Origin of the sequence: Bradyrhizobium vignae, from assembly GCF_900324035.1 — a bacterium.
Lineage (GTDB): Bacteria > Pseudomonadota > Alphaproteobacteria > Rhizobiales > Xanthobacteraceae > Bradyrhizobium > Bradyrhizobium vignae.
In genome coordinates this window covers 7,765,961-7,779,027 of the sequence record NZ_LS398110.1, presented here as the reverse complement: position 1 = coordinate 7,779,027, position 13,067 = coordinate 7,765,961, and the positions used below count along the sequence as shown (strand labels likewise).

At 64.0% G+C, this 13,067-nt stretch carries 15 protein-coding genes, 1 tRNA gene and 1 pseudogene; 6 read left to right on the top strand and 11 right to left on the bottom strand.

Features of this window, described 5'->3' with window-relative positions; translation table 11 throughout:
* Nucleotides 1-28: 28 nt before the first annotated feature.
* The 6 genes from argB to rpmH form a co-directional block, all read right to left on the bottom strand.
* Entirely contained in the window at nucleotides 29-916 is an 888-nt protein-coding gene (argB, locus tag BRAD3257_RS37435) for an acetylglutamate kinase (protein ID WP_122406003.1), read from the bottom strand.
* Nucleotides 917-1,142: 226 nt separating this feature from the next.
* Nucleotides 1,143-1,508, bottom strand: coding sequence for a DUF423 domain-containing protein (locus BRAD3257_RS37430; protein ID WP_162500660.1), 366 nt, complete (start codon nucleotides 1,506-1,508; stop codon nucleotides 1,143-1,145).
* On the bottom strand, nucleotides 1,508-2,161 hold the full coding sequence (yihA, locus tag BRAD3257_RS37425; protein WP_122406001.1) for a ribosome biogenesis GTP-binding protein YihA/YsxC: 654 nt from the start codon (nucleotides 2,159-2,161) through the stop codon (nucleotides 1,508-1,510). The genes BRAD3257_RS37430 and yihA overlap by 1 nt, the downstream gene beginning before the upstream one ends.
* A gap of 166 nt (nucleotides 2,162-2,327) precedes the next feature.
* Complete coding sequence (gene yidC / locus BRAD3257_RS37420) at nucleotides 2,328-4,184, bottom strand: membrane protein insertase YidC (protein ID WP_122406000.1); 1,857 nt, start codon at nucleotides 4,182-4,184, stop codon at nucleotides 2,328-2,330.
* A gap of 16 nt (nucleotides 4,185-4,200) precedes the next feature.
* A complete protein-coding gene (rnpA, locus tag BRAD3257_RS37415) occupies nucleotides 4,201-4,623 on the bottom strand; it encodes a ribonuclease P protein component (protein WP_122405999.1) in 423 nt (140 codons plus the stop codon).
* Nucleotides 4,624-4,649: 26 nt separating this feature from the next.
* Complete coding sequence (gene rpmH / locus BRAD3257_RS37410) at nucleotides 4,650-4,784, bottom strand: 50S ribosomal protein L34 (RefSeq protein WP_008542748.1); 135 nt, start codon at nucleotides 4,782-4,784, stop codon at nucleotides 4,650-4,652.
* 349 nt (nucleotides 4,785-5,133) lie between these two features.
* Between rpmH and BRAD3257_RS37405 the strand changes: the two genes are divergently transcribed.
* The 3 genes from BRAD3257_RS37405 (at nucleotide 5,134) to queD (ending at nucleotide 7,512) form a co-directional block, all read left to right on the top strand.
* The gene (locus BRAD3257_RS37405) at nucleotides 5,134-6,633 is read left to right on the top strand and encodes a sensor histidine kinase (protein ID WP_122405998.1); all 1,500 of its coding nucleotides are present in this window, start codon (nucleotides 5,134-5,136) and stop codon (nucleotides 6,631-6,633) included.
* A gap of 361 nt (nucleotides 6,634-6,994) precedes the next feature.
* A tRNA-Arg gene (locus BRAD3257_RS37400) sits at nucleotides 6,995-7,071 on the top strand.
* An 84-nt stretch (nucleotides 7,072-7,155) separates the two neighbouring features.
* A complete protein-coding gene (gene queD / locus BRAD3257_RS37395; protein WP_122405997.1) occupies nucleotides 7,156-7,512 on the top strand; it encodes a 6-carboxytetrahydropterin synthase QueD in 357 nt (118 codons plus the stop codon).
* A gap of 224 nt (nucleotides 7,513-7,736) precedes the next feature.
* Here the strand turns inward: queD and rnk are convergent, their stop codons facing one another.
* From rnk to BRAD3257_RS42455, 3 genes and pseudogenes are all read right to left on the bottom strand, one after another.
* The gene (gene rnk, locus BRAD3257_RS37390) at nucleotides 7,737-8,150 is read right to left on the bottom strand and encodes a nucleoside diphosphate kinase regulator (RefSeq protein ID WP_122405996.1); all 414 of its coding nucleotides are present in this window, start codon (nucleotides 8,148-8,150) and stop codon (nucleotides 7,737-7,739) included.
* Between the two features lie 9 nt (nucleotides 8,151-8,159).
* Nucleotides 8,160-8,645 carry a GreA/GreB family elongation factor gene (locus BRAD3257_RS37385; RefSeq protein ID WP_122405995.1) on the bottom strand — a complete coding sequence of 162 codons (486 nt, stop codon included), beginning with the start codon at nucleotides 8,643-8,645 and terminating at the stop codon, nucleotides 8,160-8,162.
* Nucleotides 8,646-8,899: 254 nt separating this feature from the next.
* Nucleotides 8,900-9,678: pseudogene (locus tag BRAD3257_RS42455) on the bottom strand (IclR family transcriptional regulator).
* Nucleotides 9,679-9,719: 41 nt separating this feature from the next.
* On the opposite strand from BRAD3257_RS42455, the gene BRAD3257_RS37370 reads away from it, so the two are divergent.
* Nucleotides 9,720-10,313 carry a tripartite tricarboxylate transporter substrate-binding protein gene (locus tag BRAD3257_RS37370; RefSeq protein WP_244607836.1) on the top strand — a complete coding sequence of 198 codons (594 nt, stop codon included), beginning with the start codon at nucleotides 9,720-9,722 and terminating at the stop codon, nucleotides 10,311-10,313.
* 263 nt (nucleotides 10,314-10,576) lie between these two features.
* On the opposite strand, the gene BRAD3257_RS37360 is transcribed toward BRAD3257_RS37370, so the two are convergent.
* Complete coding sequence (locus BRAD3257_RS37360) at nucleotides 10,577-11,113, bottom strand: VOC family protein (protein ID WP_122405994.1); 537 nt, start codon at nucleotides 11,111-11,113, stop codon at nucleotides 10,577-10,579.
* 211 nt (nucleotides 11,114-11,324) lie between these two features.
* On the opposite strand from BRAD3257_RS37360, the gene BRAD3257_RS37355 reads away from it, so the two are divergent.
* A complete protein-coding gene (locus BRAD3257_RS37355) occupies nucleotides 11,325-12,368 on the top strand; it encodes a LysR family transcriptional regulator (RefSeq protein WP_122405993.1) in 1,044 nt (347 codons plus the stop codon).
* Here BRAD3257_RS37355 and BRAD3257_RS37350 read toward each other — a convergent pair.
* On the bottom strand, nucleotides 12,278-12,604 hold the full coding sequence (locus tag BRAD3257_RS37350) for a hypothetical protein (protein ID WP_122406974.1): 327 nt from the start codon (nucleotides 12,602-12,604) through the stop codon (nucleotides 12,278-12,280). The two genes, BRAD3257_RS37355 and BRAD3257_RS37350, sit on opposite strands and share 91 nt — an antisense overlap.
* A gap of 129 nt (nucleotides 12,605-12,733) precedes the next feature.
* Here BRAD3257_RS37350 and BRAD3257_RS41620 point away from each other — a divergent pair, with 129 nt between their 5' ends.
* Nucleotides 12,734-13,054 (top strand): hypothetical protein, encoded by a 321-nt coding sequence (locus BRAD3257_RS41620; protein ID WP_244607835.1) that lies wholly within the window; start codon nucleotides 12,734-12,736, stop codon nucleotides 13,052-13,054.
* Nucleotides 13,055-13,067 lie beyond the last annotated feature (13 nt).

Here is a 13,067-nt window from a genome sequence, read left to right as displayed (position 1 = left end):
ATGACGGCTTTCCTTTTCCGCTCCCGCATCACTTGTGGATCAGCGTGCCCGTGCCCTGGTTGGTGAAGAGCTCGAGCAGCACCGCGTGCTGCATCTTGCCGTCGATGATGACGACGCCCTGAACGCCCTGTTCGAGCGCGTAGATGCAGGTCTCGACCTTCGGGATCATGCCGCCTGAAATGGTGCCGTCGGCGATCAGCTTTCGCGCGTCCTTGATCGACAGCTCCGGAATGAGCTTCTTGGACTTGTCGAGCACACCAGGCACGTCGGTGAGCAGCAACAGGCGCTTGGCCTTCAGCGCGCCCGCGACCGCGCCGGCAAAGGTGTCGGCGTTGATGTTCAGCGTCTGGCCGTCGTGCGACGTCGCGAGCGGCGCCAGCACCGGGATCAGCTCGTAACCGATCAGCTGGTTGAGCAGCGTGAGGTCGACCTTCTCGGGGTCCCCGACGAAGCCGAGATCGACCGCCTTCTCGATATGCGAGTCCGGATCCATGATGGTGCGCGTCGTCTTCGACGCCTTCACCATGTTGCCGTCCTTGCCGCAGAGGCCGACGGCCTTGCCGCCGGCCTCGTTGATGTAGCCGACGAGCTGCTTGTTGATCGAGCCCGCCAGCACCATCTCGACGATCTCGATGGTCGCGGCATCGGTGATGCGCAGACCCGCGGCGAATTCCGAGACGATGCCGAGGCGCTTGAGCATGGTCGCGATCTGCGGCCCGCCGCCATGCACCACGACAGGATTGATCGCGGTCTGCTCGAGCAGCACGATGTCGCGGGCAAAGTTCTTCGCAGTCTCCTCATCGCCCATGGCATGGCCGCCATATTTGATGACGATGGTTTCCTCGTCATACTGCTGCATGTGCGGCAGCGCTTCGGACAGGATGCGGGCCTGGTCGAGCGGGGAGATGTCGGTCATATCGCGGTCTCGCTGGCGGGTCGGTCGGTGCGCGTTCTATCCGATTGGCGGGGGCAGCGCAAAGCGATGTTCTTCCCCTCTCCCCTCGTGGGTCTCCTTGTGGGAGAGGGTGCCTTGCGAAGCGAGGCGGGTGAGGGGCCTCTCTCCGCGAGCACTCCTGTGGAGAGACACCCCTCATCCGGCGCTTCGCGCCACCTTCTCCCACAAGGGGAGAAGGAAGAAAGCATCACTTGCTAGGCACCAGCGCCGCCAATGTCACCGTCAGCCAGCTCAAGATCATCACCGTTCCCCCGGTCGGCGCCGCGTACGGAAACAGCGAGTGTCCGGCATATTGCCGCAAGGTGAGATCGCCCGCGAACAGCGCGGCACCGATCACGAAGCCGAACGCCGCCACGAGTCCAATTCCGCCGTGCAGAAGGCCGCGCGCGAGCAAGGCGACGGTCGCGAGTATGGCCGTTGCATGAAACAGCAGCATGGCACTTGCCGAGGCAAGCCGGCCGGCATCGGCGCCATGAGCGGAGGCGGCGGCCAGCGCAACGCCGGCGGCGCCCGTCAAACCGGCAAGCCCAAGCAACAGGCGGTGCGCGAGCATCACGGGGCCCGCTCTTCCAACAGCTTCGCCATCGCGGCGCGCAAGCTCTCCATGCCGGTCGAGCTGCGTGACGAGGTCGCGAGCACGGTCGGGAACGCGGCCGGGTGTTTGGCGAGCGCGGCCTCGGTCTCGGCGATGCGCGTTTGAAGCTCGGCGGCTTTCACCTGGTCGGCCTTGGTCAGCACGATCTGGTAGCTGACGGCGGAGCGATCGAGCGTCTTGAGGACTTCGAGATCGACGTCCTTGAGGCCGTGCCGTGCGTCGATCAGCACGTAGACGCGCGCCAGCGACGCGCGTCCCAGCAGGAATTTGTGGATCAGCTCGGTCCAGGACGCGACCTGGCTCTTGGGCGCCTTGGCGTAGCCGTAGCCGGGCATGTCGACGAGCCGGAGGTCGGTCTTGCCGGGGACCTCGAAGAAGATCAGCTCCTGGGTGCGGCCCGGCGTATGCGAGGTGCGCGCGAGGTTGTTGCGGCCGGTGAGCGCGTTGATCAGGCTGGACTTGCCGACATTGGAGCGGCCGGCAAAGGCGATCTCCAGCCCCGCCATCGGCGGCAGCGTTTCGATCGAGGGCGAGGCCCAGATGAACTGCCAGTCGCGGGCGAATAGTTTTCGCCCGGCTTCGATCAGTCGCTCATCGGTCTTGTCGTTCATCCGCTCGGTCTATCCTCTCGTCATGGCCGGGCAAAAGCGCGAAGCGCGTCTTCCCGTTCAGATGTCCCGGCCATCCACATCTGGCTGTCGAGCACCCTCCTAAACGTGGATGCCCGGGACAAGCCCGGGCACGACGACGTGGAGGCATTTGCGCCCGCAATGACGATTACGTCGCCTTCCTCGCGAACGTCGCCTTGAGATTGTCGAGCAGCTCCACCTTCACGCCGTTGCGGCGCATGATGTAGCTCTGCTGGATCACCGAGAGCAGGTTGTTCCAGGCCCAGTAGATCACGAGGCCTGCCGGGAAACCGGCCAGCATGAAGGTGAAGATCAGCGGCATCCAGTTGAAGATGATCTGCTGCGTCGGATCCGGCGGCGTCGGGTTCAGCTTCATCTGGAACCACATCGTGATGCCCATGATGATCGGCCAGATGCCGAGCGCGAGGTAATGGCCGAACACCGGAATCGTGGTCGGATCGAGCGGGATCAGTCCGAACAGGTTGAACAAATTGGTCGGATCCGGCGCGGAGAGGTCCTTGATCCAGCCGATGAACGGCGCGTGCCGCATCTCGATGGTGACGAACAGCACCTTGTACAGTGAGAAGAACACCGGGATCTGGATCACCACGGGAAGACAGCCGGCGACCGGGTTGATCTTCTCCTTGCGGTAGATTTCCATCATCTCCTGCTGCTGCTTCACCTTGTCATCAGGGTAGCGCTCCTTGAGCGCCTGAAGCTGCGGCTGGATCGACTTCATCTTCGCCATCGAGGCGTAGGACTTGTTCGCCAGCGGGAAGAACAGCAGCTTCACGATCACGGTGACGAGCAGGATCGAGATGCCGAAATTGCCGAAGAAGCGGTAGAAGAAGTCGAGGCCGAGGAACATCGGCTTGGTGATGAAGTAGAACCAGCCCCAGTCGATCAACAGATCGAAATGGTTCAGCCCCAGCGCCTTGTTGTAGCCGCCGAGACCCGCAAACGGGAACACGCCGACGACGCCGGCTTCCTTGGCGCCGGCGAACAGCCGCGCATTGGCGGTCCCGGTGCCGCCGATCGCGATGGTGACGGGATCGAGCAGATAGTCGGTCTGGTAGGTGTGGAGATTGCCCGATGGGTTCGACGAGAATCGCGCCTGCAGCTTGGCGTTGGTGTCGGGCAGCAGCGCCGAGGCCCAATACTTGTCGGTGATGCCGAGCCAGCCGTTGATGACGTTGTTGAAGTTCACCTGCTTGGCTTCGTCCACCTTCTTGTAGGCGTATTCCTGCAAGCCCTGGTCGCCGAGATAGCCGATCAGGCCTTCATGCAGGATGTAATAGCCCGAAACTTGCGGCGCGCCGTGGCGCGAGATCAGCGCGAACGGATAGAGTGTGACAGGCGCATTGCCGACATTGCTCACCTCGTCCTTGACCGTGAAGAGATAATGGTCGTCGACCGCAATGGTGCGGCGGAAGGTGAGGCCGTCGCCATTGTCCCATTTCAGCACCACCGGGCTCGTCGGCGTCAGGTTGCCGCTGCCCTCCTGCTGCCAGACGGTCTGGGCATCGGGCATCTTCGCCGTGACGCCCGTCGCCGCCACCCAGCCGAATTCGGCGTAATAAGGCTCGGCGGTGCCCGAGGGCGAATAGAGGACGATCGGCGGCGATTTCGGGTCGACGGTTTCGCGGAATTGCACCAGCGCGATGTCGTCGATGCGGCCGCCCTTCAGCGAGATGCTGCCGGCGATGCGCGGCGTGTCGATCTTCACGCGCGGGCTGGCGGCGATCGCGGCGTCGCGGCTGACGACCGGCTGCGCCTGCTGGTTCGCGGCCGGAGTGGACGGCTGTGCCGTGCTGCCGGGCTGCGGCGCGGCGCCGGGCGTTGCGGAGGCCGTCGGCTGCGGCGTGCTGCCCTTCTGGAGCTCGGACTGCGCCTGCTGCTGGGCGCGCTGCTTCTCCATCTGGGGCACATTGTAGAAATATTGCCAGGCGATCAGGACGAGGCCCGACAGAATGACGGCGAGAATGGTATTGCGATTGTCGGTCATCTCTAATGTCTCGTCATCAATCCGGTTTGCGGCTGGCGGGGGCGGTGGCGCCTGGCCTCTGGCCACGTGCTTTCGCGGGACCTTTGCTCGGGCCCTTGTCTGTCGCCTTGGCCGTATGCCGCGCGGGCTTCGAGAAGGCTATGCGCAGATCGTCGAGCATGGTGGCGAAGTCGCGCGAGAGCGCGTCCCTTCGGCCGACCAGGACATAATCATGATGGGGCTGCATCGACACCGGATCGAGCCGCTTCACCAATTCGCGAAGCCGGCGCCGGATGCGATTGCGCTCGGGGGCGTTGCCGTTCTTTTTGGTGACGGTGAAGCCGATCCGGATCGGACCGAGATCATCGCGGCGGCGGCTCTGCAGGACGAACGCGGGACTATTCACCCGCGCGCCATTGGCAACGGCGAGGAAATCCGCCCGCTGCCTCAGCCGATCCATGATGAAATCCCAAAAGGGGGTCCGGCTCAGGCGCTCAGACGCTTGCGGCCGCGGGCGCGGCGGGCGGCGAGAACCTTGCGGCCGCCGGCAGTGGCGAGGCGGGCGCGGAAGCCGTGACGGCGCTTGCGCACCAGTTTGCTGGGTTGATAAGTCCGCTTCACGGGTTTTTCTCCGCTGACCGGGCAATTTGCCTGTAGAATTGATGGTAGAGTCCGGAAGATGCGGCCCAAAACGGGCCTTTTTCGGCCCCAAGAGAGCCGCTCCCGGTGTCGCACCGGGTCATCGCGGACAATTCGCGCGGCTTATAAGGGAGCGCCTTCTTTTCGTCAACGCCGCACAAGCGCGCGATTCTCGTCAATATCGCTGTTTGCGCGGGGTTTTTAACTCTTGAGGTGGCGACTCGCGATATCAGCGCCTACATCCTACCTCGGTAGATTAGCGATCCGTAATTTGACCGCACTGCGGACGGGTCGCATCCTCGATCAGCCAAGGCCAACAGGGGCGAATTTCGTGGCATCCACAGATCGCCAGCCGATCCAGGATCTGGATCAGCCGGACCAGCCGGCGATGCGGCCCCGCGGCTCGCGCGGGCTCGGGCTATCTGGCAAGCTGCTGCTGCTCACCATTCCCCTGGTGATGATCGCCGCCGTGCTGCTCTACGTGCCCGCCATCGCCAATTTCTGGGTCAACCGGCTGAATGACCGCGTTGCGGCGGCCAACACGGCGGCGCTGGTGCTGGATGCGGCACCGCTTGGCATGGTGCCTGATTCGCTGTCGCGTCAGATCCTGAAAAGCATCAATGCCCGCGCCGTCGCCATCAAGATGGGCCAGCAGCGCCGGTTGCTCGCCAGCGACAACATTCCCTCCGCCATCGAGCATGACATCGACCTGCGCGACATGACCGCCTGGGAGGCGATCACCGGCTCGTTCCGGATGATGCTGGAGACCGGCAACCAGGCCATCCGCGTCGTCGGTCCCGGGGTCGGCAATGCCCAGTTCATCGAGATCGTCACCGACGAGCTGCCGCTGCGGCGGCAGATGTACCGCTTCTCCCGCAACGTCGTGGTGGTCGCGCTGATCATCGCGGTCTTGACCGCGGGCCTCGTCTATCTCGCGCTCCATTATCTCTTCGTGCGGCCGATGCGGCGGCTGACCGCGAGCCTGGTCGGCTTCCACGAGAACCCCGAGAGTTCGGCCGGGATCATCGTGCCGAGCCAGCGCAGCGATGAGATCGGGGTGGCCGAGCGCGAATTGTCGGACATGCAGCGCGATCTGATGTCGATGCTGAACCAGAAGAGCCGGCTCGCGGCGCTCGGCCTTGCCGTCTCCAAGATCAATCACGACCTGCGCAATCTGCTCGCCTCGGCCCAGCTGCTGTCGGACCAGCTCGCCAGCGTGCCGGATCCGCGGGTGCAGCGCTTTGCGCCCAAGCTCGTGCGCTCGCTCGAGCGCGCCATCGCCTTCTGCCAATCGACATTGTCTTATGGCCGCGCCCAGGAGGCCGCGCCCGACCGCCGCATGATCCTGATCGAGCCCGTGGTGATGGAGGTGCGCGAGACCGCAGGCCTCACCAACGACGCCTCAATCGCCTGGGTCGCTGCGATCGAGCGCGGGCTCGCGGTCGATGCCGATCCCGACCAGCTGTTCCGCGTATTGCTCAACCTCGTCCGCAACGCCGCCCAGGCGCTCGAAAGCCATGCCTCGGGTGAGGGCCGGGTGCAGCAGATCCGGATCACCGGAAAGCGCGAAGGCGCCGTCGCCATTATCGAGGTCTCCGACACCGGTCCCGGCGTTCCCCAGAAGACCCGGGAGCACCTGTTCGAGGCCTTCCAGACCTCCGGCCGCCCCGGCGGCAGCGGCCTTGGCCTTGCCATCGCCGCCGAGCTGGTCCGCGCCCATGGCGGCGACATCCACCTGGTCGAAGGCACCATCGGCGCCACCTTCCGCATCGTCATCCCCGACCGTCCCGTGGAACTGCTCTCCATCCGCAACGAGCGGCAGAGGGCCTAAAGCATGATACGGAAAAGTGCGAAGCGGTTTTCCGGAAAGATCATGCGTAAACAACAAGCTAAAGCGCGATGACGATTCATCCCAATCTCATCGCGCTTTAGGTCGGCCAGAGGCCTACAGCCTCGCGTCATTCCGGGGCGTGCGTAGCGAGAACCCGGAATCCGAGGTTTTGCGCGAGATTCCGGGTTCGATTGCGCGCATCTGCCCGGAATGACATTCAAACCGTTATCGCCCTGCAAAATCTCCCCATCCCGGACCTTGCCAACGCCGGCAAGAGCGGTTAGTCAGAGCGCTCTTTCGCACCCCCTCCGGCTCCGCCCGGGGGCTGCTTGCGGGTCATGCCCGCGCTGTTTGCGAAAACGCGCCCGTAGCTCAGCTGGATAGAGCATCAGACTACGAATCTGAGGGTCGGACGTTCGAATCGTTCCGGGCGCGCCATTCTTCGGCGGAAGGTCAGGACAAGGCAGCATCTGGTCGCCAGACCGGCTCGAGACCGGATGGCCGCGCCGTGTGAGGAGCTGGATGAGGATATCGCAGGCGTTCAAGTTCGAAGCGGCGCATCGGCTGCCAAACGTGCCCGAGACTCACCGGTGCAGCCGGCTGCATGGTCATTCCTATCGGGTCGAGGTCCAGTTGGACGGTCCGGTGGACCCGCACACCGGCTTCGTCGCGGACTTCTTCGATATCGAGAAAAGCTTCGCCGACATCATGGCCGCGCTGGACCACCACTGCCTGAACGAGGTCGATGGGCTCGCGAACCCGACCGCCGAGAATATCGCGGTCTGGATCTGGGATCGGTTGCAGCCGAGCCTACGGCAGCTGTGGGCGGTCCGCGTCTACGAGACGGCGGACTGCTGGGCCGAATATCAGGGGCGGTGACGGCGGCCCTGCCCGGGCCTCACTATGGTGTCGTGCCCATCTTCGCCGGTTAAGGCGCGGTTGCACTTCTTGCGCTGCTGCACCCTGGCGATCCGCGGCCCGTTGGCCTTCCCTGCGGAGCGACCACTCTATTCAGGGCTCTCGTCGGTGGCCGATGGGACGTGCCGTCGAAAATCCATTCTGTCATGGAAGCAAGACGGCGCCATCGGGTCGGACGAAGCCCCTCACTCGTGGACGGCGAGAACGGTCAGGCCTCTGGTGCGTTTGTCGGGCGTCTCGAATTCGATCCGCTGTCCGGCCGAGAGGCCAATCAGCGCCGCTCCGACGGGCGTCAGGATCGAGATCCGGTTGAGCTCGATATTCGCCTCGTGCGGATAGACGAGCACGATCTCCCGCCTCGCGCCGGTCTCGTCATCGCGATAGGTCACTTTCGACCCCATCCTGATCACGCCTTGCAAGTCGTTCTCTTCCGTGACCGTCGCACGTTCCAGCTCCCGCGCCAGGAATTGGGCGACACGGGGAAATAGATCCATCGTTGAATTCGCCAGCGCGCTGAGGCGTCGCGATTCGGCTTCTGCGATCTTGATCGGCGGCAACGCCGGCTGTTCTCGCCGAGTCCCGGCGTCGAAGTTGCGCATTGAACTCTCCTATGCTGCAGTTGGTCCAGGATCGTCATCGAACGGCTCGCCTCGCCGAGCCCCCCGGAAGAGAGGCACGACGTTCGGGCCTGATCGGGTCACATTCTGAACCCTGACGACGTTCAGGCAGCCGGCAACGACGTACGGCATTTGATCGCCTGCCTTCAGTCCGATCAAAGCCGCCCCCAGGGGTGTCAGGACTGAAATGCGGGCGGGATCCGACGAGCACTCCTCGGGCCACATCAATTGCACGGTGCCGGGCGGAGCGCCCCGGTTCGTGCAATAGGTGACCCACGATCCCACGGTCACCAGCGAGCGGAGATCGTCCGACTCGTCCGGCACGATCTCGGCCCGGTTGATCTCACCCATGAGGAAGATGCCGTCCAAGTCCCCTTTTTCGGCGGCACGGCGCGCAAGCTGTTCGAGCCGCGGATAGTCAGATGCGATGAGCGCGATTCTTGGAAGAGGCAGCACGGCACACTCCTTCGGCTTCAATACGACCTCTCGGGTGGAGGCCACGAAAGCTGGAAAAGAGCCCGGACGGCGCGAACACCGTCCGGCTAACCGCCTGCTTGGAGGCGGCCGGCGTGAAGACCAAAACGCGCGGTGCGCGCATCTATGTCGACGACATATGCCATGACATGCGCACTATAGTGATTCATTCCGCTGGAAACATTGCGGCGAAACCGCACAGCCGCAAGCGATTGCAGGTTCCAGTCGCGGCATGCGCCCACCGATGCCGATGTACTTCATCCGCTTCGCAGCACCTCCATGCACTTGGCCGCGAACGCGTTGAGGTACGCGCCAAGCTCGCTCGCCAGCGCGTCGGAGCGCTCGACGTTCTGCAGGCTCATGTTGAGTGCGTAGACCGGAAGCCCGTCCAGCACGATGGGCGTTGCGACGGCAAGAACGGCGGGCTGCCACGACACCGCACAATAGCCGTCGCGTTGGACGGAGCTGATCGATCTCCTGATGTCCGCAAGCAGCGCCTTGGTCGCGGCAGCGCTGCGCCGTCTGAACAGTTTCAGCAATCGCTCGCGCGCTCGGGCTCTGGAATGCCGGCGAGATAGGCGCGGCCGAGCGAGGTCAGCTCCATCGGGACCTGCTGGCCGGCGACGACGTTGCGCAGCGCCGCGCGCGGGCTGTAGCGGATCGACTCCAGATAAACCATCATGGTTCTATCAGCCGTCGCGAGCCCGACGTTCAGCCGGCGCTTGGCCGATTCCGCCCGCATCATCGGGCCGATCGCATTGAGCACGGGTGATCCCGTGCGCATGGCATGGCCGATGCTGATGACGGACGCCGCAAGGCGGTAGGTCCGCTGGCTGCGGACCTCGTCGAGCATTCCGGAATTGACCAGCGTTCGTGTCAACCGGCTGACCGTCGATCGCGGCAATCCGGTTCGCTCCGCAATCTCGCCGTTGCCCAGCGTGTCGACGCCGGGCCGGAAAGCCCTGATGATCTCGATGCCCCTTTCGAGCGACCGGTTGCCATCAACCCCGCCCGCATATCTGCGCATCTGTGCCACATCCATCCTCCCCGCCATTTCCACTCAGTGGAATTAAGGGGATGTCCAGGGGGGTGCAAGCCGCTATCGGTGATCGATCCGACGCCAGCCACGGAGCTTGCCATGTCCTATCAGCTCATGTCCTATCAGCTCATCGAATTTTCCGTCGAGGCCGGTGTTGCGACGATCGCCTTCAACCGGCCGGAACGGCGCAATGCCATGAGCGACGACATGCGCGCAGGCGCGGCGCCTGCGATCAGCGATCTCCTGGGCGGGCAGATCGACGTGATGTTCACAACCGTGGCCAGCGCGGCCTCGCTGGTGGTGCGGGGCAGCTCCGGGCGCTGGCCGTCACATCGGCTGAACGTTCAGCCGCGTTCCCGCAATTGCCGACCGTTGCTGAGGCGGGAGTGCCCGGCTACGCCGCCGAGTCCTGGTATGGACTGTACGCGCCGGCCAAGACACCCGCGCCGGTGATTGCGCGCCTGAACCAGGCGGTCGCGAAGGCCGTTCAGTCCGGCGCCTTCAAGCAGCTGGAGGCCAACGAAGGTCTCATCATGGTCGGCAGCGCTCCCGAACAGCTCGATCGCTATGTTGGGCAGGAGGAGGACCGCTGGCGCAAGCTGGTCAAGGACGCGAACATCGAGGTGCAATAGTCCAGGAGATTCCGTCGCCGGGAAGCGGATCGGAAAGGTTCCGAGGCCTTTGGGCGCAAGCCACCGCCCTTCGCCGACGAGCTGATCGTAAGCCTTGTGCAGGGGCGCCGCGTTCGCGCACTGCGGCGGACCGCCAGTTCAAGATGCGCTCGACACGACATCCCGAACGAGGGACCTCGCGACGTCCGGGTCCGCGTGGGCGATTGTGGCCATGACGAAAGCGACCGTCACGTCGACGATCAGCCGATATGACGAGGCTCAATCTATCCTTGCTGGATCGGGGATTCGGACGATCCCTCCGCCGCCAATTTTTCGACATCGAGCGGCTTGCTGACAATCTTCAACGAGCCGTCGGGATTGCGCGGCCACTCCTCCTCAGGTCGATCCCAGTAGAGCTCGACGCCATTGCCGTCCGGGTCGCGGAGATAGATCGCCTCCGAACCACCGTGGTCGCTGGCACCGGTGAGCTGGACGGCCGCTGCTCGGAGGCGGCGGAGTGCGTCGCCGAGCGCGGCTCGCGTCGGATAGACAAAGGCAACGTGGTGGAGGCCCGTCGATCCTTCAGGTGGCGGCGAACCGCCCCGGCTTTCCCAGGTGTTGATCGCGATGTGGTGATGATAGCCGCCGGCGGCGAGGAACGCTGCTTCGTTGCCAATCAGTCCGTGCAGGCCGAAGCCGAGCACCCCGCAATAGAACGCAAGTGATCGCTCGAGGTCCGCCACCTTCAGATGAACATGCCCGACGCGGACGCGCGGGTCGATCGGTTCGCTGTCGGCCACCGGCGTGATCAGTCCCGTCATCCTTCAGCTCCTTAAAGCATGATCCGGAAAAGTGTGCAGCGGTTTTCCGAAAAGATCATGCTCAAACAACAACCTGAAGCGCGATGGTGATTCATCCTGATCCCATCGCGGTTTAGGGCCTTCCCCGATCGAAGCAGATCGCAGAAGCCGTTTCGCCGCAAGTCAGGATAATCTGGAATTACTGTCCATAATTCTGCATAATGACCTGGCGATGCGCATCGATGAGATCAGTGTCTTCGTCCAGGTGCTGGAGGCAGGCAGCTTTGCCGGCGCGGCCCGGAGGCTCCGCATGCCCGCCAGCACGGTGAGCGCAAAGATGGCGGCGCTCGAACAGCGCCTCGGTGTTAGCCTGATCCGGCGTACGACCCGCAAGCTCCGCGTCACGCCGGCGGGCCAGGCTTATTTTGAACGGTGCCGCGCCGGGCTTCGTGAGATCGAGGCAGCCGAAGCTGCAATTACGTCGGAGGCGGGAAGCCTCAGTGGCCTCCTTCGGCTCACAGCGGCAGTCGACATCGCGCAAAGTCTGCTGCCGCCCATCATCAGCACGTTTCGCGAAACGTTCCCGATGGTGAAAATCGAGCTGATTGTAACGGACCGGATCGTCGACATGATCGCCGAAGGCGTCGATCTCGCCATCCGGATCGGCCCGCCGCGCGATTCCAGCCTGGTGACCAGGTCTTTTGTGACGGGCCCGTCGGGACTGTTTGCAAGCCAACACTATCTCGACCGACGCGGCGTCCCCAGTCATGTGGATGATCTCAAACACCACGACCTGATTGGATTCGGCAAGCCTTGGGCCCGTCCTCTGCCCATGCTGATGGGAAAGCGGAAGGTCAGCATCGATCTATCGGGCGACCTGACCTGCGATGACCTGTTGACGGTAAGAACCTTCGTCGCCATCGGGCTGGGGATCGGATTCCTGCCGGCCTTTTTCGCAGACCAACAACGGCTAGTGCGCGTGCTGCCAGCTCTTCGCTCGCCCCTGACCGGACTCTATTTCGCCTACCCTGCGCAGAAATACGTGGCAGCGCGGGTCAAAAGGTTCATCACCTTTGCAGTCACGAGTGTGAGCCGCCTGCGCCTGCATCAGTCTCGGCGGCGCGTTGATCGCTTCGATCGGAATGCCGGTGCTTGCCCAGAGCCTTCGCTGCGGGTGATCGGCCTTCACCGCAGGCCCTGTTCGTCGATCAGAATGCGGTGGATCTCGATGCGTTCGGGCAGCTCGATCAGGAATTCCGCGTCGCGTGCGAGATGATGGACCTTGGTCGGCTCGCCCTTGGTGAAAGCCGTCATGGCTGCGATGTCCGGCCAGTAGGAGATGGTCGTGAACCATGTCTCCTCACCGCGGTCCTCGCGCAATTGCTGCACACCGAGCGCGGTCTTCAGCAGCGGCGGAATGCCCTCCGCTTGCAGATAGGCCTGGTAGGCGTCGGCGGCGTCGCGGCGGGTGCGGCCGCGCCAGATGCGGGCGATGGTCGGTTTGGTCGGCATGATCGACTCCCTTGCGGGCGAACGCCGTGCTGCGCGCTCCCGTTCCAGCGTCTCCATGTCGCGGCCGCCGCCAGCCGCTCGGCATGTGGTGCCCGGTTGCCGCGGCGTATACCGGCGTCTTCACGCTCGGTGGCCGGTTCTTGGCGGCGCCGCCGCGAATATGCCGTGGTGTCGGAGAATTGCGTCACGCCCGTTCCCGCCTCGATCGATCGCACCAGCGCGCCGCTGCTCGGCTGCGCGGTGACGACCGCGCTCGGTGTCGTCAACAACGATGCGCAGATCGCCATTGGCGAAGCCGTCGTCGTTTTCGGGGCCGGCGGCGTCGGATTGAACATCGTGCAATTTGCCGCGATGGCCGGCGCCGGCATGGCCGAGCCGCGTGCCATGATGGCTTCGCGCGGCCGTAACCGGCGGTTAACCATGGATATTTACGGTGTGACAAGCCTCTGAGCTTTGACAGTCA